This is a genomic window from Flavobacterium sp. WG21 (assembly GCF_000335775.1).
GTDB lineage: Bacteria > Bacteroidota > Bacteroidia > Flavobacteriales > Flavobacteriaceae > Flavobacterium > Flavobacterium tructae.
The window spans coordinates 69496-91425 of record NZ_AMYW01000013.1; the positions used below are offsets into that span (position 1 = coordinate 69496).

A 21930-nucleotide genomic window follows, 5' to 3' on the forward strand; every position below is an offset into this window, starting at 1 on the left:
AAATTGAGATACATCTCTATAATTTTTTGTTAATAGTATAGCCGATAGTTGTATTATGTAATTGAATTGTTATTTTTGTTCGTTATAAGTCAAAAGGAACTAGATCATAATTGTTTAATATTTCAGGAATTATACGACTGAAATATTTTTAAAATGATTTTAGTTTATGACAAATTCTAAAGCAGGATCTTTACATTCAAATTAAATTTTAAATAATGTTATTAAAAAAATTAGCGCTAAAAACAATTGATTTCCGATACGTGTTGACAATGTGTTTTTTATTTTTTTTCAACTCAATTATTTCGGCACAAGAAGTTATTAAGGATACAGTAGTCAGCAAACCTGCCATTACGATGACATCCGGACAGAAGTTGAAAGTTGATGGTATTATTGCTACAGTTGGAGATTATATTGTTTTAGATTCAGATATTGATAAAGCATTTTTAGAAATTTCAGCACAGGGCGGATCTACAAAAGATATTACAAGATGTCAGATGTTAGGGAAGCTTTTAGAAGATAAACTTTATGCACATCAGGCAATTCAGGATAGTATCGTAGTGAGTGATGCCGAAGTAAGAAGCATGATGGACGAGCGATTGAATTATATGATACAGCAAGTGGGTGATATTAATAAAGTGGTAGCCTATTATAAAAAGAATTCTGTAGAGGAATTTAAGACCTATTTTGCAGATATCTTAAAAGAACAAAAATTGGCGTCAGAAATGACAAAGAAAATTGTTGATGCTGTAGAGATAACTCCTGAGGAAGTTCGTAACTTCTTTAAAAAGATTCCTAAAGAGGAATTACCGACTTTTGGAGCTGAGATGGAAGTAGCACAGATTGTTGTGGAGCCAAAGGTTTCCAAAGAGGACGAGCAGAAGGTAATTGACAGACTGAATGCGATAAGGAAAGATGTTCTCGAGGGATCCAGTTTTGCGACAAAAGCAGTATTGTATTCACAAGATCCGGGATCTGCACCGACGGGTGGTTTTTATAAAATGACCCGAAAGACTCCTTTTGTGAAAGAATTTAAAGATGTAGCTTTTAGTTTAGCACAGGGAGAGATTTCCGAACCTTTTAAAACTACTTTCGGATACCATATTATCATGGTTGAAAAAATTAAGGGACAGGAAATTGAATTACGACATATTTTGATTCCGCCAACAGTTTCTGAAAATGCATTGAAAGAAGCAAAAGAAAGGATCACCAATGTTAGAAATAAGATTATAAATAAAGAGATTACTTTCGCAGAAGCTGCAAGAACAGAATCTGATGAAAAAGAGACAAGAGCAAACGGAGGAACACTGGTAAATCCAAATACTCAGGATACCCGTTTTGAACTGACTAAAATGGATCCGACTTTATACGGTCAGGTTTCAAATTTGAAAGACGACGAAATTTCACAGCCACTTTTAAATACAGACGATAAAGGGAAAAAAACATATAAGATAATCACAGTTACCAATAGAATTGAGCAGCACGTGGCAGATTATGCTAAGGATTATACCAAAATTAAAGAATTGGCATTAAAAGAAAAGCAGATCACGACAATTTCAAAATGGTTTGATACTAAAATTAAAGATACCTATATCAAAATTATTGGAGAGTACAGAGATTGTAAGTTTGTTTACAATTGGCTAAAAAAATAATTTTTATTAAATAAAGAAAAAGAGTTAGTTTTATGAATTCATAATACTAACTCTTTTTAATTTTAAAAACATATCTAAATGTCTGACGTAACAGCAATTCATAATTTAGTTCAGAAACGAAACGAATTAAAAAACGAAATAGCAAAAATTATTGTTGGCCAGGATGCCGTAGTTGACCAAATTTTACTGTGTATATTTTCAGGTGGTCATGCTCTTTTGATTGGTGTACCGGGTTTGGCAAAAACTTTAATGATTAATACTTTGTCTCAGGCTTTAGGTTTAGATTTTAAAAGAATTCAGTTTACGCCGGATTTAATGCCTTCAGATATTCTGGGAAGTGAAATTCTGGATGAAAACAGACATTTTAAATTCATTAAAGGGCCTATTTTTTCCAATATCATTTTGGCTGACGAGATCAACAGAACTCCGCCAAAAACACAAGCTGCTTTACTGGAGGCCATGCAGGAGCGTTCTGTTACCATTGCGGGGCAAAACTATAAGTTAGATTTACCTTATTTTGTATTAGCTACTCAAAACCCAATTGAGCAGGAAGGAACTTATCCGTTACCGGAAGCACAGTTAGACCGTTTTATGTTTGCCATAAAGCTGGAATATCCAACCTTCGAAGAAGAAGTTCAGGTAGTGAAACGTACGACTTCTGATGCTAAGACAGTCATTAACCCATTATTCAGTGCGCAGGAAATTATTGATTTTCAACATTTGATTCGCAGAATTCCCGTAGCCGATAATGTAATCGAATATGCGGTAACTTTAGTGAGTAAAACACGCCCTGATAATGCTTTGTCGAATGATTTTGTTAAGAATTATTTAGATTGGGGAGCAGGACCAAGAGCTTCACAGAATTTAATTTTGGCAGCAAAAGCGCATGCCGCTTTCAATGGGAAATTCTCGCCGGATATTGAAGATGTAAAAGCAGTGGCAACTGGAATTTTAAGACACAGAATTATTAAAAATTATAAAGCAGATGCTGAAGGGATAACAGAAGAAGTTATTATTAAAAAACTGATGTAACAGATTCAATAAAAATAGCAGAAACCCAAACTAGAATTCATTACTAGTTTGGGTTTTCTATTTAATTTGATTTTGAGGTTTCGTTTATTAAAAAAATCGGTTGGCCATAAATCAATTTTATAAGTAAAACTTCAATAAGAGAGCTGTACTTTTTGCCATTAGATTCGTACCACCAATACGATGTATAATTTTGGTTGTCTTTCTCCATTTTATTAAACCATATTTCTTCTTTGTTTATCAGGACTTTCTTGGATTCAATAATTTTGTATCCGGAGCCTGTCCAGCAAACCATCGGATTATGAGAGGGTGTTTTTATATAAGTCAATTTCTCGGCAGTTTCAATTTTAAAAACCTCCTTGTTTACCCAGGAGCCTTTTTTTGTATGATACTCAGAGCTAACTTCCTGATGAAAATTAGTTTCTGTTTCATTTTTGATTTTTATACTGGTTGCTAAAAGGACTGTAAATGATGCAAGTACAATAAGGATTTTAGGTTTGATTTTGTTTGCATCATTGTTTTTTATTTTTGGCTTTATATACTTAATAATGAATAGCATTGGTACAATTTGATAAACAGTAAAACAGATTAAACCAATGGCGTGATGTAAAAAGTTTTCCTGAGTGCAATTGAAAAAAATTAAGGTTACGATTCTAAAATAATTAGAGGTAATATTGAGCGCTATTATAAGTAAGCAGAAAGAGAGTATCTGAAAAACACCGTAATATTGTTTGAGCCTTCTTTCTTCCAGAGTCATTAAAATGGCGCCAAATAACAATCCCGTCTTAAACATAGACAACCCCATGCAAGCAGTGTCGATGGTAATTTTAGCATTATTGATGTAAAAATTGACACCTTCGATTTTATTTATAGGTATAAAATTCTTTAGTGTCAGATAAACGATATAACAAAGACCCTGTTTTATTTCTGAGGTTAAGTGTGCAAAAAAAGCACTAAAAAGGGTCGAGAATAAAACAAGGCAAATAAAAGCAATAAAGGAAAATTTCCCTGTAAAATAATGGAAAACGAAACACAGAAATAATAGTATAGAAAGAAAATGAACCGATTTTGTGTTTAAACGCCAGCTGATGAATTCTAATAATAGAATACTTAGAACTAAAAAATAATTAATTCTGAAATTTGTTTTTCTCCCACCAACGATAAAAAGACAAAGAGAACCTAGAATTCCAAGGAAATCGTTGTTTAGATTTAAAACCAATATCTTGCTGTTTATTGCAAAAAGCAATAAGATTGCAAAAACAGCAAGTATTGGTTTTTTATGTAGAATTAAATCCTTCATTAATTCGTTAATTTTTGCTTTCTGTAATAGAATAAAATGGCCGATGAAACGATGAATAATAGTGCCCATTCGTGCGGTTCAGGTACAGCTCCGTCATTGTTGATAGATGCATTTCCTAAGGTATTAACGTTTTTCTCAATCCCATTGTTTTCGTAATCTTCATCAGTCTCCAGTACGATTAAAGAAGAAATAGGAGTTACAATATTGGCATCTTTTGCGAGGTCAACATATTTGTTTTGTTTTAAAGTGTCAGCCTGGATTTCGACCTGATCGTTTAAAACTTTTCCAAAACAGAACATTCTGTATAAATGATTTGAACCTGTATGAGCTGTTTGCTGAATTGCTGAATTTTCATGGATTGAGATTCCGGCAGTTTCTAAATTAATACTGTTTTCATTAGTTTGAAATTTTATGAAATGCTTTTTGCTGATAAGGTCTGTACAAGTATTAAGATTTGTTTGTATAAAATTCACATATTTCTGCTCCTTTGCGGTCTGCCAAAACGGATTTATTTCGTTCGAGATATTGATAACTTTTAAACCTTTGTCTTTTGTTCCTTTTCTTATTTTTTCTAAATATTTTGAAGATTCTAATTCTTCGAAATTGGAAGAAAATGTACCGCATTTTGTGATAACCAAAGTATTTTCCTGCAAATCAAAAAGTGGCAGAAGGGAATAATTCAATTCATCAAATTGGTTCCAGATATTTTCGTAATTAGAGGCATTGATTTCTTGTTTTGCATTATTTATAAGTACAAAATATTTGTTTTTCGAGAGATTGAGTATCGATTCAAGTTCTTCTATTTTCCAGTTGTTGTTAAGATCAAGAATAATTTCGCTTGGTGTAAAAGAGATTCTTTCTTTAATAAGCGGTTTTACTTCATAACTTTTGTTTTTCCATACAAATGCACTGTTGGAAGGTTTTTTGTTTAAAGGAAATTCGGCTTCCCATTTGTCCAGACCTTTAGATTCATTTATGTGGTAATTATCCGCAAAGTCAAAATCTTTTGAAGTCTTAAATTCGTTATTTCCTTTAACCTGAAATCTCGAAATAGTCGCAGCATTATTGATGTTTGGACCTTTTATGCTTAAACTTTGATAGATCAGTTTGTCGTCTGCAACTTTTAAAGGTGTTGTAAAGCCACATTTAAAAGTTCGGGGTAATTCGCTTGTAATTGGAAATACGCGAACTGTAACTCTGTTTCCTTCTTTCCATTGCATCAATGAAGGGTCTCTTGCCTCAATACCCACAACCTGATTATACGCTTCTTTTGCTTTTTCTTTGGTAGTCAAAACACCTTTTCTTTCTATTCCGTTAACCCACAATGACAAAGAAGTGGCAACAGAGCCTTCAGGCAACTGGAAGGAATAAATAGCTTCTTTCTGACCCCTGCTTTCTTCTTCGCAGACCACATCCATTGTAATCTCGGTATAAGCGAGTCTGTCATTTGGATAAATTTTTACATCTTCCTTAATGTTTTTGGTAATAAGATCTCGTCCGCTCCATAATTGCTCTTCGGATTCAAGTCTTTTATTAAAATTAGATTTCAGAATATTGACTTTATCATCATCGCTTAAATTGATGTTTTCTGCAAAATGATAAGCGATATTTAAAAAAGGATTGTGAGTCTTTCTTTCGTGATACTGAACATTGTTATTAAATCTGCCAAAACCATCTAGTTCAAAGAAGTCTTCCGATGCAATGTATACAATGTTTTTCTTTAGCAGAATTTCATTCAAAAAATTAGGTTTAAGATTCTGAGAAACTTTAATGTAAGTGGGTAAATCGTTATTTTCTTCAAATGTTTTGGTAATGCCATATTGATTTATTTTTTGACTTTCTCTATTTAATAAAAAAGTAAATACAATCAGGCTGGTTAAAATGATTCCGATGCCTGAGAGGAACGCATAAGTGTTGTTTTTTTCTTCAAAAAGAACCTTAGACAGGATGTAAGTATGAATTGCAAGTACAATCCCGGGCACTAATCCATAAAAACCTAGCCCTAAGGCAAGAATTCCTATAATAGAAAACATGCTTATTGGTATCAGGAATACAGTATAATATACGATTAAGAGATAAGAACAGCCGTTGATGAAATAAGAGATAAAGTTAATGTTGCGATTTGTTATTTCGCGATTGTAAATTACAAAGTTTGAAAAGCAAAACAGAAACGTTGTGCAATACACCCAAAGGGGTAAATTTTCGAAAACATTTACATAAACATTGGTAGAGAAACATCCGATAAACCAATTGAGAAATAAGAAAGGAAGTAAATGAAGGTAGTTCTTTTTGTTTCTTAATAGGTTGTAAGTAAGGATCGCACCGTACGGGAGCAGAATAATGATGTTGAGTACAGAAAGCATTTCAAAGCTTTCGTAATCTGATTTACTTCCCAATAAAGAAAGTGCCAGCATCGTTGTGCTGAATAGCGTAATAATAAGGCTGATTTTTACTCCAATTTGATCGTTTAAAAAAGAGTTTATTTTGGTTGTACTCATGGAAAGTGTTTTTTAATTGAAAGAACTTTGAACTACAAAGTTATAATAATAATTGAAAAATAAACTTTTTGTTTCGTTTTTTTGACTTAAAGATTTCTTTAAATATTCTTAATGATTTTTTGGTTTTGAAAGAGGCAGATTGGAGAAGATAAATCGGTTACTATAACGTTATAATCGCTTATTTAGAAAGGTTCTTCGTTAAAGTTGGGGTAAAATCTCACTTCATTTATACTGTTAAATTTCGACTTTGCTAAAGAAAGGATTTTAAAATGGCAATAATTCATTTTTTTAATATAAAATTGAAATTTTGGCAAAAATAAGTAATGAAAATTGTTTTTTAGCAATAATAATGTTTGAAAAGGCGAGTTCTGTTATATTTTTTTTAATTCTCGGCTTTAATAGCTAAATTTGCAAACAAAAAATAAAAAGACTTCTATAATATTATGAATACTTATCAAGATTACATTAAAGAAATCGAGGAAAGAAAAGGCCAAGGTCTTCATCCAAAGCCAATCGATGGTGCAGAATTAGCAAGCGAAATCATTTCACAGATTAAGGATGTTAACAATCCGTATAGAGAAGATTCTCTTAAATTTTTTATTTATAATACTTTGCCGGGTACTACAAGTGCTGCAGGTGAAAAAGCTGAGTTTTTAAAGGAGATTATTCTTGGAGAAGCTGTAGTAAGTGAAATTACTCCTGCTTTTGCGTTTGAATTATTATCTCACATGAAAGGTGGTCCTTCTATCAAGGTGCTGCTTGATTTAGCTTTGGGTAATGATGTTGCCATTGCAAAAGATGCAGCAAAAGTTCTTAAAACACAGGTTTTCCTTTACGAAGCAGATACAGATCGTTTAGTAGAGGCATTCAAAAATAATAATGAAGTTGCGAAAGAAATTCTGGAAAGTTATGCGCAAGCAGAATTCTTCACGAAACTTCCGGAAGTAGCAGACGAAATTAAAGTAGTTACTTTTATCGCCGGTGAAGGAGATATCTCGACAGATTTACTTTCTCCGGGTAATCAGGCACATTCGCGTTCAGATCGTGAACTTCACGGACAGTGTATGATTACACCACAAGCACAGCAGGAAATTAGAGCTTTACAGGCACAACATCCTGATAAAAGCATAATGTTAATTGCTGAAAAAGGAACAATGGGAGTTGGTTCTTCAAGAATGTCAGGTGTGAATAACGTAGCACTTTGGACAGGAAAACAATCAAGTCCATACATTCCATTCGTAAATATTGCTCCAATTGTTGGAGGTACAAATGGTATCTCTCCAATTTTCTTAACTACAGTTGATGTTACCGGTGGTATTGGTCTTGACCTTAAAAACTGGGTTAAAAAGGTGGATGCAGCAGGTAATGTTGTGCGTAATGAAAATGACGAACCAATTTTAGAGCAAACTTATTCTGTAGCTACAGGAACTGTTTTAACAATTAATATTAAAGAGAGAAAACTTTACAATGGAGATCAGGAACTGATCGATATTTCTAAAGCATTTACTCCTCAAAAAATGGAATTTATCAAAGCAGGTGGTTCATATGCTATCGTATTTGGTAAAAAACTTCAAACATTCGCAGCAAAAACTTTAGGGGTTACGGCTCCGGTTGTATTTGCTCCTTCAAAAGAAATTTCTCATGACGGACAAGGTCTTACAGCAGTAGAAAAAATCTTTAACAGAAATGCTGTAGGTTCGACACCTGGAAAAGTATTACACGCTGGTTCTGATGTTCGTGTTGAAGTAAATATTGTAGGTTCTCAGGATACGACTGGTCTTATGACAGCTCAGGAATTAGAATCTATGGCGGCAACTGTAATTTCACCAATCGTTGATGGTGCTTATCAGTCAGGATGTCACACTGCTTCAGTTTGGGATAAAAAAGCGCAGGCAAATATTCCTAAGTTGATGAAGTTTATGAATGATTTCGGTTTAATCACAGCTCGTGATCCGAAAGGTGTTTACCATTCAATGACAGACGTAATCCACAAAGTATTAAACGATATCACTATTGATGAGTGGGCTATTATTATTGGTGGTGACTCTCATACGAGAATGTCAAAAGGGGTTGCTTTTGGTGCGGATTCAGGAACAGTTGCTCTTGCATTAGCGACAGGAGAGGCTTCTATGCCAATCCCGGAATCTGTAAAAGTAACTTTCAAAGGAGATATGAAAGGATATATGGATTTCCGTGATGTGGTTCACGCTACACAAGCTCAGATGTTGCATCAGTTTGGTGGGGAGAACGTATTCCAGGGTAGAATTATTGAGGTTCATATCGGTACGTTAAATGCAGATCAGGCGTTTACATTTACAGACTGGACAGCAGAGATGAAAGCAAAAGCTTCTATCTGTATTTCGGAGGATGATACTTTGATTGAATCATTGGAGATTGCTAAAGGCAGAATCCAGATTATGATCGACAAAGGAATGGATAATGACAAACACGTTCTTCAGGGATTGATCAATAAAGCGAATAAGAGAATTGAAGAAGTGAGAACTTCTGAGAAACCAGCTTTAACACCAGATTCAAATGCTAAATACTATGCTGAAGTTATCGTTGATTTAGATCAGATTGCTGAACCAATGATTGCCGATCCGGACGTAAACAATGCTGATGTTTCTAAACGATACACTCACGATACGATCAGACCGTTATCTTTTTATGGAGGAGAGAAAAAAGTAGATCTTGGATTTATCGGATCTTGTATGGTTCACAAAGGCGATATGAAAATCCTTGCTCAAATGTTGAAAAACGTAGAAGCGCAAAAAGGAAAAGTTGAATTTAAAGCGCCTTTAGTTGTTGCTCCGCCTACCTACAATATCGTAGACGAATTAAAAGCAGAAGGTGACTGGGAAGTTTTACAAAAATACTCTGGTTTTGAGTTTAACGATAGCGCTCCAAAAGGTGCAGCACGTACAGAATACGAAAACATGTTGTACTTAGAGCGTCCGGGATGTAACCTTTGTATGGGGAACCAGGAAAAAGCAGCAAAAGGAGATACCGTAATGGCAACTTCTACACGTCTTTTCCAGGGAAGAGTTGTAGAGGATACTGAAGGTAAAAAAGGAGAGTCTTTACTTTCTTCTACACCGGTTGTGGTATTGTCTACAATCTTGGGTAGAACTCCAACGCTAGAGGAGTATACCACTGCAGTTGAAGGAATCAATTTAACTAAGTTTGCACCTTCAAACAAACAGTTAGTGATGTAATCTACGATTAGTTATAATCATTATATATAGAGAGCCCGAGTGATAAACTCGGGCTTTTTCTTTAATAACTCCTCTATTTTTTGTAACTTGGGATGTTCAAAAAAAAACACAAAAACAATTATACTTATGGCTTTTGATATTGAAATGATTAAAAAAGTGTATGAGAACATGCCCGGTCGTGTTGATAAAGCACGAGAGCTTGTTGGTCGCCCACTTACGTTAACAGAGAAAATTTTATACAATCACCTTTGGGACGGAGTACCGTCTCAGGTGTTTAAAAGAGGAGTAGATTATGTTGATTTTGCCCCGGATCGTGTAGCCTGTCAGGATGCAACAGCACAGATGGCATTATTGCAGTTTATGCATGCTGGAAAATCTAAAGTAGCAGTACCTACAACAGTACATTGCGATCACCTGATTCAGGCAAAAGTAGATGCTGCAACCGATTTGGCAAGAGCAAAAACACAAAGTAACGAGGTTTTTGACTTCCTTTCATCGGTTTCAAATAAATACGGAATTGGCTTCTGGAAACCGGGAGCAGGAATTATTCATCAGGTTGTACTTGAAAATTACGCTTTTCCCGGCGGAATGATGATCGGTACCGATTCTCACACCGTAAATGCAGGTGGTTTAGGAATGGTTGCGATTGGTGTTGGTGGAGCTGATGCTGTAGACGTGATGTCAGGTATGGCTTGGGAGCTGAAGTTTCCAAAGCTAATAGGAGTAAAGCTAACCGGTAAGTTGTCAGGTTGGACAGCTCCTAAGGATGTTATTCTTAAAGTAGCCGGTATACTTACGGTAAAAGGTGGTACAGGAGCTATTGTTGAGTATTTTGGTGAAGGAGCAACTTCTATGTCTTGTACCGGAAAAGGTACTATTTGTAACATGGGTGCCGAAATTGGAGCTACCACTTCAACTTTTGGATATGATGCTTCTATGGGGCGTTACCTGCGCTCTACAAACAGAGCCGATGTTGCCGATGCTGCGGATAAAGTGGCTTCTTATCTAACAGGAGATCCGGAAGTATATGCTAACCCGGAACAATATTTTGATCAGGTGATCGAAATTAATTTATCTGAATTAGAACCGCATTTAAACGGCCCTTTCACTCCGGACTTAGCGACTCCAATATCTAAAATGAAAGAGGAAGCTATTAAAAATAACTGGCCTTTACAAATTCAGGTAGGGTTAATAGGTTCTTGTACCAATTCGTCTTACGAAGATATTTCCCGAGCGGCTTCTTTAGCCCGACAGGTAAGTGCGAAAAACTTAAAAACAAAATCTCAATTTACAATTACGCCGGGTTCTGAAGTAGTTCGTTATACCATCGAGCGTGATGGTTTTATTGATACCTTTCATAAAATTGGAGCGACTGTTTTTGCTAATGCCTGCGGACCTTGTATTGGTATGTGGGACAGAGACGGAGCAGAGAAAGAAGAAAGAAACACTATCGTTCATTCTTTCAATCGTAACTTTTCTAAACGTGCAGATGGTAACCCAAATACTTTAGCATTCGTTGGTTCTCCGGAATTAGTAACGGCTATGGCTATTGCAGGAGATTTAAGTTTTAATCCGTTAACAGATACTTTAATCAATGAAGACGGAGAAGAAGTAATGTTAGAGGAACCTACAGGAGACGAATTGCCTCCAAAAGGATTTGATGTTAAAGATCCGGGATTCCAGTCCCCGGCTGAAGACGGTTCAGGAGTTCAGGTAGTGGTAAGTCCAACATCTGAGCGTTTGCAATTATTAGCGCCTTTTGATGCCTGGGACGGTAAAAATATTACGGGTGCTAAATTGTTGATCAAAGCATTCGGAAAATGTACTACCGACCACATTTCTATGGCAGGACCATGGTTGCGTTTCCGTGGACATTTGGATAATATTTCGAACAATATGCTGATTGGCGCCGTAAATGCCTTCAATCAAAAAACAAATTCGGTTAAAAATCAATTAACAGGGCAATACGATGCTGTTCCTGCTGTAGCACGTGCCTACAAAGCTGCCGGAGTTCCATCTATTGTTGTGGGAGATCATAACTACGGAGAAGGTTCTTCGCGTGAGCATGCCGCTATGGAGCCTCGCTTTTTAGGAGTTAAAGCGGTGTTGGTAAAATCTTTTGCCCGTATCCACGAAACCAACCTTAAAAAACAAGGTCTTTTAGGATTGACTTTTGCTAATGAAGCCGATTATGATAAAATCAAAGAGGATGATACCATCAATTTCACTGATTTAACCCAGTTTGCTCCCGGAAAACCATTAACATTGGAGTTTGTTCACGCTGATGGTACCAAAGATATTATTCTGGCGAACCATACATACAACCAAGGTCAGATTGGCTGGTTTGTTGCAGGTTCAGCTTTAAATTTAATTGCTGCAGGAAAAGCCTAATCATTAAGATTCATTCCTATTAAAAAAGCTCTGTGAAAACAGAGCTTTTTTTTATAATTGAAATAAGCAAGCTTTTGTGCTTACTCAATAGGTTTAGCGGAACTCACTTCTTGTGATAAAGTCTTAATTCTATTCGGTTTTGTGGTTTCAAACTCATTGATGTCAACGCTGTATACTTTAGGCGATGGTACTTGTGAATAACTATTGTCGATACGTCCTCCAATAATGTATAATTTATTGTCGTAGTAATACATTGCAGCACGTTTTGACTCCAGCTCAATTTCAAATTCCTTTAACTGCTTTGTTTTTAATTCATAAGTGTATATTTTTCGATCCTCAAAAAAGTAAATTATATTGTTGTTGTAGGCAATAGCAGGCCTTTCTAAAGGAGTGAATAATTCACCGGGAAATCCCCATTTTTCTGTTGTCAAATCAAAAGTTTCGATTTGCGACAAAGGTTTTCCATTGTATCCGCCAATGAAATAAATTTTGTTGTCAATCAATATTCCGGTAGTTTCTTTAGCGGTTAGCATACTGGGAAGTTCGTACCAGTATCCGGATGTAATATTGTACAAATGCATCTTATTAGTAAAATCTTTTTTACCGTTTTCGTCCATCTTTACCGATCCTCCCGCTACAATGATATTGTCGTTATAACTAAAGGAAGCGAAATCAGCAGCCTGATGCGGATTTGTCTTATCTGTTTTAATGTTTTTTTTGTCAAGATCTACAACTTCAATTTTATCCTGCAAGTATTCCCAACTGCTGATCTTGTTGACCAATATTTTTTTTCCGCCCAAAACATAGATCAGATTGTTGTAGAAATGAATGTTATGATAAGCTCTGGGCAGGAGTTTTATATCCTGAACTTCCCAGGTGTCATTCTTTATGTCATAAACAGAAAGGTGTTTTTTATAATGACGTTTTCCTGTATTTTGAGCTTCATCCAGAAAATCCTGAAAGTTTGGGTCGGCTTTTTTGGCCCGTACTTTTGCCAGCTGATCTATTTCGGAATAAGCATCTCCGCCGCTAACATAAATTTTGTCGTCTTTTAAAAATGACCCAAACGAAAAAATAGGATATTTTAAAGGTGCTAAGCTGTTGAGTGAAATCTTAGTTTTTAATTTTGAATTGGTGGCGATCGTGACTCCGGATAAATTTTCGACGTTTTCTTCGAGTACAACGGTAAAGTTTTGCTTTGTTAAATAGCTCAATGGTATTCTTATCGTTTTGTACCCCAGATGAGAGAACTCTATAGTCTCTTCATTTTTAAATTCGGGAAGAAGTTTTAAAGAAAATTTACCGTTTTCATCCGTTATGGTCCTTGTCTTACTTGATAGTGCCAATATATTGGTGTTTTCAAGCGGAAGGCTGTCTTTTTGAGAAACTACTATGCCTCTGATATTTTGGGCGACGCATAATAAGGGACAGAAAATAAAAAGTAAAAGTAATTTTTTCACGCTGTTCAGATTAAGATTGTTTTTTTTGGTTGGTATAAAGTAAATTAGTTTCGAATACTGAAAAGCTTTTTTTAATTGGCTTTGGCCAGGTTCATTTCTCTCTTTAGGGTTTTAGTTCGGGCAGGTTTCGTATTTTTGAAATCTTTAATGTCAATTGTAAAAATATTGGAGGAAGGAGCTTTCTCGTATTTACTTTCAGTGCGTCCTCCTAAAATATACAGTTTATTATCGGCAAAATACATAGTAGAATACTTCAGGGCTAACTCTGTTTCGTATTCTTTAAGTTGTTTGGTTTTTAGATCGTAAGCATACATTATGCGGTCTTCATAAATATAAATCATGTTGTCGTGATAGGCTATGGCTGGTTTTTCCAGTCCAAAAAATAAATCGCCTTCTGTTTGCCATGCCTGGGTATTTAAGTCAAAGGTTTCTATTTTTGATACGGGTTTTCCGTCATCTCCACCAATAAGATAAATGGTATTGTCTATTACAATTCCAGATGTTTCTTTTGCTGTTGGCATAGGATCAAGTTCATACCAATATCCTGAAGTAATGTTGTACAAATGTACCTTGTTGGTGAAATCTTTTGTACCGTTTTCGGTCATTTTTACAGAACCTCCCATTACAATAATATTATCCTTGTAGGTAAAGGATGCAAAATCAGCTGCTTGATGCGGATTCGTATAGTCAACTTTAATCGTTCGATTGTTTAAGTCCAGAACTTCATTTTCATTTTGAAGGTATTCCCAATTGCTTTTTTGATTGACCTTAACGGATTTGCCTCCTAAAACATAAATCGAATTGTCGTAATAATGAATGTTATGGTGGGCTCTTTTCTTTAATTTTGATTCTAATTCAGGGTATTCCCAGGTATTGGTTTTGATGTCATAAATAGAAAAATCCCTTCTAAAATAAGAGAGAACAGAGTTTTGTTGGGACGCTTCCAGATAAGTTGTTAAAGTAAAATCGGCTCTTTTGGATCGTATTAATTCCAGTCGGTCCATCTCATAAGAAGCATCGCCGCCAATCATGTAAATTTTATCGTCCTTCAAAAAAGATCCAAAAGAATAAACACTATGTTTCATTGAAGTTAATTTGCTGTACGGAAGTTTTAAATTCAATTTGGGATTGGCTTTAATAGTTACACCCGATAAATTTTGAACTTCATCTTCAAGAAAAACTTTAAAGTTTTGCTTTCTCAGGTAACTTAGAGAGAATTGTGCGGTAACATAACCTATATGTGAGAATTCTACTATTTCGTCATCTTTAAATTTTGAAAGAAGTTTTAAAGAGAATTTACCCTCTTCATCCGTTATGGTTCCCACTTTGCTTGATAGGGCAAATACATTAGTATTTTCAAGCGGAAGTTTGGTTTCCTGAGAAACTATAGAGCCATTTATATTCTGAGCTGTTGAAAATAAAGGAAATATAAAGAAAAGTAAAAGTAGTTTTTTCACGCGATTATCTGCTAAAATTGGTTTTTTATGGTCAGAAAGAATCTATTTTATAAAGAGTATTCTTTCAAACTGTTGAATCAATTTTTATGCCGAGTTTGTTAATTTCAATAAAATAAATTGTTAAAAAAGATGCTTTTTTTACTTTAAAAAGTTAAATTCGCTTTTCGGGTAAAACAATTACTTTTTTTGGGCCTATAATTCAGAAAAGTAATTGCATTCAGAGCGTATAATAATAGATGTAAATGTAACAGATAATGGTTTTCAGGTTAATAGCAATTTTGTTTTTTTTCAGTGTTGGTGCTTTCTCACAAGAAAAGTTTATTAAGCATAAAATCTCACAAGGAGAAAATCTTACTGTAATTGCTAAAAAGTACGGAGTAAAACCAAAAGATATTGCAGCAGCAAATCCTAATGCACCCAAAGTTCTAAAGTTAAATTCGGTTCTGTTAATCCCAAATCGCAATAAAACAGTTGCTAAAACAGCAGCCAAAAAGCCTGAAGAAATTATAGCAAATGCTACTCCGGAAACTATTCCAGGCTCCCATGAAGTTGCTGCCAAAGAAACGCTTTGGGGAATTTCCAAAAAATACAATGTTTCAGTTGATGACTTAAAGAAAGCCAATCCGCTTCTGGAAAGTGAAGGTTTAAAAATCGGACAGCAAATTAATATTCCGTCTAATACAACTACAACAACTGTAGCAACAGTTCCGGTAATCGAGAAAGTTCAGGAACCTGCAATGGTTGAGGTAACCAGGGAAGTTTTGTCAAAAGAAACGAAATATGCGATTGCAAAGGAGTTTGGAATAACCGTTAAAGAACTGGAAAAACAAAATCCTGCAATTAAAAAGAGGTTAAAAGTGGGGTATCTGCTTAAGATTAATGTTTCTCCGGAAAAAGCGGCAGCCTTACAAGAAGTAAAACCTATCGAAACCACGATATCGACACCATCTATACAAATTGCTGAGGAAACTGTTGTGAAAAAAGATTCCACATTTGTTAGAGGGATAAACAATAATTCGGAACTTATTGAGCAATTGATTGTAAACGCAACGGAAAATATCGGGACGCGTTACCGGTCAGGTGGAACCACAAAAGCTGGTTTTGATTGCTCAGGATTAATGATTTGTACCTTTAATAATTTTGACATTAAACTGCCTAGAAGTTCGATCGAACAATCCAGAATTGGAGTTAGAGTTGACACTGATGCCGCACAAAAAGGAGATTTGATTTTCTTTAAAACTAACGGAAGACGCCGTATCAATCATGTTGGAATGGTTGTAGAAGTGACCGAAGGAGAGATTAAGTTTGTGCATTCTTCTACACACGGCGGGGTAATGATTTCGTCCACAAAAGAACCTTATTACCAAAGAAGTTTTTCTCAGGTAAACCGTGTTCTTCAATAGTTTTTAATAGTTAAGCAGTATTGTTTTAAATTCATCTATTGGAAACGGCTTGTTTAAAAAAGCACTTACATACTTATTTGCTGTAATTGCAGCAATTTCGTCAGGATCTAAAGTCGATGAAAGTATGTAAATTTGAATTCCTTTTTTTATTCCTTTTTTTAATTTATGAAATTCCTCTAAGAATTCAAAACCATTCATAATTGGCATTTGAATATCCAGTAAAATGATAAGTGGGTGGTCATTGTTTTTAGTAACAAGCCACTGAATTCCTTCTCTGCCATTATTCGCAATGATGATCTGATCGATATCAAGGACTTTTGTCAGTAGTTGTTTGATGACAAGCTGATCAATCAAATTGTCTTCGATAACCAGGAATATGGGCTTAATTTCCATGATAATTTGGAATTGCTACAATAAATTTACTTCCGATAGTGTTTTCCGAGAAAACAGAAATACTTCCTTTGATGTTTTCTACAGCTTCCTTTACAATGTAAAGACCCAATCCCGAACCTTTGTTTTTGTTCGTACCAAAATACATTTCAAAAATATTGTTTTTAAATTCATCTTTAATTCCAATACCGTTATCTGTTATTTCAATTTTGTTGTAACCCTCTTCCGTATAAGTTTTAATCGAAATAAACATTTCTTCCTTATTAATGTCGGCATATTTTATAGCATTCGAGAGCAAATTCGAGATAATGATTCTCAAACGCAAGTCGTCGCTTTGAATGGTATCGATTAATAGTTCTTTTGTAAATTTTATTTTATTGGCATTTTCAATATGCATCAACTGCGAAATGGATTCGTCTAATAATTCTTTTAAACTGACAGGTTCTATAATAACTTGTTTTCGTTTGTTTTTGGAATAATCTATAATATCAACTATGAACTGATCTTGTCTGACAAGGCTTTTGTGCATGAGTGTTAAATAGTCTCTTACTTGTTCAATATCATCCTCTAGTTGAGTAATTTCGATCAATCCTTTTAGAGATGTTATAGGTGACCTTAAATCGTGTGATGCGCTATAGACAAATCGGTCCAGTTCATGATTTACATGGATTAGATTTTCGTTTTTTTCTTCAATTTCTTTTTTGGAGATGACCAAACGTTTGACCATAATCGAATAGTAGGTGCACACGCTTATTACGATGATCAGAATAAAAATAATATTGGTGATGATCAGAAGACTTTTGATTTTTCGTGTTCCTTCTCCCAGAGTATTCAGGAAGTTACGTTCGTTAATAGTGAGTTTATCGCTGATCGTACTAATTTCGTTAAGAAATTTTTGCTGACTGGCCGGAGTCAGTAGATTTTGTTTGATCTGCGCATCGACTTGCTGACCCAACTTAGATAATTTAGCGATTAATTCATCACCCTGACCCCATTCGTGAATCGCTTTTGCCAAAAAAGATACATCTTTGAAGTTTACAAACAGCCAGACAATGTCATCCAGGTCATCTTTATGATTTCGTCCTGTTAGAAACCCTCTTCGGGCAATTTCGTTGTCTCCATATTTCAAAAGCGATCTCCTGGCAATACCATCACCCTGAGGGACTTTTAACTCCTGAGAAAAGAGCTTCCATTGGTTTGTGTCTTTAGTGAAAAGGTACATAATGAGATATCGTGCAGCATCCTTTTGTCCTTTTGAATAATGTGATTCCCCATGAACATAAGCCCTGTTTGCGGAGAGTATTTTTATGGTAAAAAAGTTGATACAGATAAGTAAAGCGCAGGAAATAAATACAATTATCAATAGAATGAAAACATTCGGGAAGCGTATATTTTTAAAAAACGGACTCTTAGACATAGTTTTCAGATTTGGAGGTTAATACTGCTTTTTCTGTTAAGAGCGCTTATTGTTGAAGGAGTCCTTTAAAAAAAATCAGGTTACTGAGAGTGTTGTCTTTTGACGGTTTTAAAATAAACAATTGTTAATAAAAGATTGATTTTTCAAAATTGTTTTATGCATGCATAAATTTAGTAAAAAAAGAACAGAATTTTAGAATTAGTGTTTTTTTTCTTACGGGATAATTAATTTTTGTTCCAATTTTGTTGTAAATAAATAAAATGTATTCTGTGAAGGCTCTTATTTTAAATTAGTAAGACTAAGAAAAGGAAAACAATTTTAAAATTTAATACATAAGAACAAACTGAAAAGGGTTAAACAGAAAAGTTTTTGTTTAACAATTCTCTGATGAATTAAAAAGAAGTTCTTCTCGCTTAGTGAATAGGATTACTCCGTCTAAGGACTATAAATAAGAATCTAAAATCAACACTCTAAAATCTTAAATTTCAGAAAAAAGTATATCTTTAACCAACCGAAAAACTAAAATTATGCAAGAAAACGACCAGGAACATTTTAAAAGAGAACTTGGATTATTAGACGGAACCATGCTTGTGGTAGGTTCTATGATTGGATCAGGAATATTTATTGTGAGTGCCGATATCGCCAGACAAGTAGGTTCGGCAGGATGGTTAACTTTAATTTGGCTGCTCTCCGGACTGATTACGGTTATAGCCGCAGTAAGTTATGGTGAACTTAGCGCGATGTTTCCAAAAGCAGGAGGACAGTATGTGTATTTAAAGGAAGCTTACAATAAACTAATTGCCTTTTTGTACGGATGGAGCTTTTTTGCTGTAATTCAGACCGGAACAATTGCTGCGGTAGGAGTTGCTTTTTCAAAATTTGCAGCTTATTTGTACGAACCATTGAGCGATGAAAATATACTTTATGAATTAGGTTTCTTTAAACTCAACGCCGCTCAGTTGGTTTCGATTTTTACAATTATTGTATTAACGTTCATTAATAGTAGAGGGGTGAAAAACGGAAAAATTCTGCAAACCGTTTTAACCATCATCAAAATTTTGTCATTGTTGGGATTAATTGTTTTTGGTCTAACCTTAGGTGCTAAAGCTTCAATCTGGGATGCCAATTGGACTGATGGCTGGGTGACACGTAGCTATAATGCCGAAAGCGGTTCATGGCTGCCTATTAGTGGAACCACTTTGATTACCGGAATTTCTGCCGCAATGGTGGGGTCCTTATTTTCCAGTGATGCCTGGAATGGAGTTACCTTTATTGCAGGAGAAATAAAAAATCCAAAACGAAATGTAGGTCTAAGTTTGTTTTTAGGAACTTTTATAGTAACGATTATCTATGTGCTGACCAATTTGATGTATTTGGCGGTAGTTCCGTTTGAGGAGATTGCTACAGCTAAATCAGACCGAGTAGCGGTAGTGGCTTCACATTACATTTTTGGCAATATGGGTACATTGATTATAGCAATAATGATTATGATTTCGACTTTTGCCTGCAACAACGGATTAATTATGGCAGGTGCGAGAGTGTATTATACGATGGCAAAAGACGGTGTTTTCTTTAAAAAAGCAGCTGTTTTAAACGAGTCGAGTGTTCCTGGATGGGCTTTGTGGGCACAGTGTTTCTGGGCTTCGGCTTTGTGTTTGACAGGAAAGTATGGAGATCTGCTGGATTTTGTAATCATCATTGTATTGATTTTCTATATTTTAACGATTTACGGTATTTTTATTTTGAGAAAAAAGATGCCGAATATTGAAAGACCTTACAAAGCTTTTGGATATCCGTTTTTACCTATGTTGTATATTGTAATCGCAAGCGCAATCTGTATTTCGCTATTAATTACCAAATTCTCAACTTGTGGATGGGGAGTTTTAATTATGTTGACCGGAATACCAGTGTACTACCTGAATAAACCGAAAGAAGAATAATATAAGGTTGTAAAGATTCAGAGAGGCAAAGGTTTAAAGGTTAAGTTTGTTTACAAGTTTTATGTACCAAATGGGTGCCTGCAATTTTTTTAACTTTGATGTTTACTTCAAAATATAAATGCCTTGTCTTTGACAAGGCATTTTTTTAGCCATAAAATTTAGTGTCTCCGGAAATTTGCCAGATCTGCATGCAAAAAAAAGAGATTTTTTTATGTGGTCAGTCTGGCTGAGTGAAGTCGAAGCTCCTTTTTTATATGAAATTTTTCTTAAAAGAGACTACAGATAGGTGTGTTCTGAAATTGTTCCAGGGGAGCAAAATATTTATAAAGCATGTGATTTCGCAAGATCAAAAGCTCCAACGGAGCGCAACAGAAATCTTTGAGAGAGTTCTTTTTTGATGCTCTGTCCTGAGTAAAAAAAAACACTACTTATGCGCAAAAGCAAAAAGTAGTGTTTTAAATGTAAATAATCCTGGAAGCGGGCTTGTGTAAATTAAGCGATTTCGGCTTCAACAGTTGATTCTATCGTTGAATTAATAATAGATAAAGTAAGAGGATCTGTTTCTCCTGAAAAGAAAGCATCCAAAATTTCCTGAAACACAGGATTTGTATTTTCTACCAAAGCGAAAAGCGTCATAGACGAACGTAATTTACGGGCGTCTAAATCTCCTAAAATTCCATCGGCTGATTTTCTTTTAAAAGTTAAAAACAGTTCAGAAATTTCGATAAGATGTTTCCCTAAAATAGGGTGTTCTAAAAACTCGGTTGCTTCTTTTAGATCGTTAATGGCGTAATAATTTGCTGTATCGCTCTTACCCAATCCTTTTATCTGAGGAAAAATGAACCACATCCAGTGTGTCTCCTTTTTTCCTTTTTTGATTTCGGAAAGAGCAGTAAGATAAAGTTTGTTTTGTGCATCTAAAAAACGCATTAAATCATTGTTTGAATAAGCCATTGTGGTAATGTATATGTAAAAAAAGGTTGCAAAAGTAGTAAAAAAGATAGGGTTTTCCTAGTAAAAGGTTCATACACTGAGGATTTTAACTTTTTGAGGAGGAATTTTCTACACTATTTTAGAATAGAAATAACGCCTTTTCAGTTATTATATTTCAGTACAAGTTTTAGAAAATCAGCTTTTTCTGTTCGTTCTTCTAAAGGTTAAGTTGATTCTTGGTAAAACATCTCGTGCCGTTTTTGGAACCTGATGTTGCCAAAAACTATTGGTCGTTCCTGACATTAACAGAAAGGAACCATGATGAAGCGGAATCTCCACCTGTGGGATTTCTTTCCGGAATTTATGACGCAATCGGAACATTCGGGTTTCTCCAAAAGTGACCGAAGCAATAATGGGGTCTGGGCCGGAGTTATGTTCTTTGTCACTGTGCCAGGAAACACCATCATTGCCATTTCGATATAAATTAAGCAGGAGGCTATTAAATTCAAGCTGGGTTTCTCTTTCGACACGGCCTCTGATAGTTAATAATTCATAAGTCCAGTCAGGACCATTTGGATCTGCTCCAACATTATCTTTATCTTCGTACCATGAAATCATTCGGGGAGCTGTAACAATTTTATCATACATTTCCATTTCATATTCTCTCCATTTCGTTTGATGAAGTATTTTTTCATAAAAACGATCGGATTCTTCTTTGGTAAAAAAGTTGTCGATCAAAATAAGTTCTGCATCAGGCAAATCAAATATCTTTTTTCCTTTCAAACCTGTGGCAAATAATTCGGTATCGCTAAATAGTGTCATAAGTCAATACGTTAAGTTTATAGCTC

Annotated in this window: 14 protein-coding genes; 6 read left to right on the forward strand and 8 right to left on the reverse strand. The window is 34.9% G+C overall.

Annotation, left to right across the window (positions count from 1 at the left end; all coding sequences use genetic code 11):
- The first annotated feature begins 215 nt into the window (after positions 1-215).
- Together C245_RS0111455 and C245_RS0111460 are read left to right on the forward strand one after the other, a co-directional pair.
- Positions 216-1649: a peptidylprolyl isomerase gene (locus C245_RS0111455; RefSeq protein WP_017496733.1), complete on the forward strand. Its 1434-nt coding sequence runs from the start codon at positions 216-218 to the stop codon at positions 1647-1649.
- Positions 1650-1727: 78 nt separating this feature from the next.
- Positions 1728-2681 (forward strand): MoxR family ATPase, encoded by a 954-nt coding sequence (locus C245_RS0111460; RefSeq protein WP_017496734.1) that lies wholly within the window; start codon positions 1728-1730, stop codon positions 2679-2681.
- A gap of 61 nt (positions 2682-2742) precedes the next feature.
- On the opposite strand, the gene xrtN is transcribed toward C245_RS0111460, so the two are convergent.
- Both xrtN and C245_RS0111470 read right to left on the reverse strand, forming a co-directional pair.
- Entirely contained in the window at positions 2743-3978 is a 1236-nt protein-coding gene (gene xrtN, locus C245_RS0111465) for an exosortase N (RefSeq protein ID WP_017496735.1), read from the reverse strand.
- Positions 3978-6476 (reverse strand): XrtN system VIT domain-containing protein, encoded by a 2499-nt coding sequence (locus C245_RS0111470; protein ID WP_017496736.1) that lies wholly within the window; start codon positions 6474-6476, stop codon positions 3978-3980. The genes xrtN and C245_RS0111470 overlap by 1 nt, the downstream gene beginning before the upstream one ends.
- A gap of 443 nt (positions 6477-6919) precedes the next feature.
- Here C245_RS0111470 and C245_RS0111475 point away from each other — a divergent pair, with 443 nt between their 5' ends.
- Together C245_RS0111475 and C245_RS0111480 are read left to right on the forward strand one after the other, a co-directional pair.
- Positions 6920-9691 (forward strand): bifunctional aconitate hydratase 2/2-methylisocitrate dehydratase, encoded by a 2772-nt coding sequence (locus C245_RS0111475; RefSeq protein ID WP_017496737.1) that lies wholly within the window; start codon positions 6920-6922, stop codon positions 9689-9691.
- 126 nt (positions 9692-9817) lie between these two features.
- Complete coding sequence (locus C245_RS0111480; protein WP_026110015.1) at positions 9818-12082, forward strand: aconitate hydratase; 2265 nt, start codon at positions 9818-9820, stop codon at positions 12080-12082.
- An 80-nt stretch (positions 12083-12162) separates the two neighbouring features.
- On the opposite strand, the gene C245_RS0111485 is transcribed toward C245_RS0111480, so the two are convergent.
- Together C245_RS0111485 and C245_RS0111490 are read right to left on the reverse strand one after the other, a co-directional pair.
- Positions 12163-13542, reverse strand: coding sequence for a carboxypeptidase-like regulatory domain-containing protein (locus C245_RS0111485; RefSeq protein WP_017496739.1), 1380 nt, complete (start codon positions 13540-13542; stop codon positions 12163-12165).
- Positions 13543-13613: 71 nt separating this feature from the next.
- Complete coding sequence (locus tag C245_RS0111490) at positions 13614-14999, reverse strand: carboxypeptidase-like regulatory domain-containing protein (RefSeq protein ID WP_017496740.1); 1386 nt, start codon at positions 14997-14999, stop codon at positions 13614-13616.
- A gap of 254 nt (positions 15000-15253) precedes the next feature.
- Here C245_RS0111490 and C245_RS0111495 point away from each other — a divergent pair, with 254 nt between their 5' ends.
- Positions 15254-16402: a peptidoglycan endopeptidase gene (locus C245_RS0111495; RefSeq protein WP_026110016.1), complete on the forward strand. Its 1149-nt coding sequence runs from the start codon at positions 15254-15256 to the stop codon at positions 16400-16402.
- A 3-nt stretch (positions 16403-16405) separates the two neighbouring features.
- On the opposite strand, the gene C245_RS0111500 is transcribed toward C245_RS0111495, so the two are convergent.
- On the reverse strand, positions 16406-16795 hold the full coding sequence (locus C245_RS0111500; RefSeq protein ID WP_017496742.1) for a response regulator: 390 nt from the start codon (positions 16793-16795) through the stop codon (positions 16406-16408).
- Complete coding sequence (locus C245_RS0111505) at positions 16785-18209, reverse strand: HAMP domain-containing sensor histidine kinase (protein WP_035746558.1); 1425 nt, start codon at positions 18207-18209, stop codon at positions 16785-16787. The genes C245_RS0111500 and C245_RS0111505 overlap by 11 nt, the downstream gene beginning before the upstream one ends.
- A gap of 527 nt (positions 18210-18736) precedes the next feature.
- Here C245_RS0111505 and C245_RS0111510 point away from each other — a divergent pair.
- Positions 18737-20149 carry an APC family permease gene (locus C245_RS0111510; RefSeq protein WP_017496745.1) on the forward strand — a complete coding sequence of 471 codons (1413 nt, stop codon included), beginning with the start codon at positions 18737-18739 and terminating at the stop codon, positions 20147-20149.
- 492 nt (positions 20150-20641) lie between these two features.
- Here C245_RS0111510 and C245_RS0111520 read toward each other — a convergent pair whose 3' ends face one another.
- A complete protein-coding gene (locus C245_RS0111520) occupies positions 20642-21103 on the reverse strand; it encodes a DUF1810 domain-containing protein (protein WP_017496747.1) in 462 nt (153 codons plus the stop codon).
- Between the two features lie 174 nt (positions 21104-21277).
- Positions 21278-21904, reverse strand: coding sequence for an alpha-ketoglutarate-dependent dioxygenase AlkB (locus C245_RS0111525; protein ID WP_017496748.1), 627 nt, complete (start codon positions 21902-21904; stop codon positions 21278-21280).
- Between the last annotated feature and the right edge of the window lie 26 nt (positions 21905-21930).

Bases quoted from the DNA above. Each gene is read 5' to 3' on its own strand.
- C245_RS0111460 (WP_017496734.1), top strand. From the start codon at position 1,728: ATGTCTGACGTAACAGCAATTCATAATTTAGTTCAGAAACGAAACGAA.
- C245_RS0111475 (WP_017496737.1), top strand. From the start codon at position 6,920: ATGAATACTTATCAAGATTACATTAAAGAAATCGAGGAAAGAAAAGGC.
- C245_RS0111505 (WP_035746558.1), bottom strand. From the start codon at position 18,209: ATGTCTAAGAGTCCGTTTTTTAAAAATATACGCTTCCCGAATGTTTTC.
- C245_RS0111495 (WP_026110016.1), top strand. From the start codon at position 15,254: ATGGTTTTCAGGTTAATAGCAATTTTGTTTTTTTTCAGTGTTGGTGCT.
- C245_RS0111470 (WP_017496736.1), bottom strand. From the start codon at position 6,476: ATGAGTACAACCAAAATAAACTCTTTTTTAAACGATCAAATTGGAGTA.
- C245_RS0111455 (WP_017496733.1), top strand. From the start codon at position 216: ATGTTATTAAAAAAATTAGCGCTAAAAACAATTGATTTCCGATACGTG.
- C245_RS0111525 (WP_017496748.1), bottom strand. From the start codon at position 21,904: ATGACACTATTTAGCGATACCGAATTATTTGCCACAGGTTTGAAAGGA.
- C245_RS0111500 (WP_017496742.1), bottom strand. From the start codon at position 16,795: ATGGAAATTAAGCCCATATTCCTGGTTATCGAAGACAATTTGATTGAT.
- C245_RS0111480 (WP_026110015.1), top strand. From the start codon at position 9,818: ATGGCTTTTGATATTGAAATGATTAAAAAAGTGTATGAGAACATGCCC.
- C245_RS0111520 (WP_017496747.1), bottom strand. From the start codon at position 21,103: ATGGCTTATTCAAACAATGATTTAATGCGTTTTTTAGATGCACAAAAC.
- C245_RS0111510 (WP_017496745.1), top strand. From the start codon at position 18,737: ATGCAAGAAAACGACCAGGAACATTTTAAAAGAGAACTTGGATTATTA.
- xrtN (WP_017496735.1), bottom strand. From the start codon at position 3,978: ATGAAGGATTTAATTCTACATAAAAAACCAATACTTGCTGTTTTTGCA.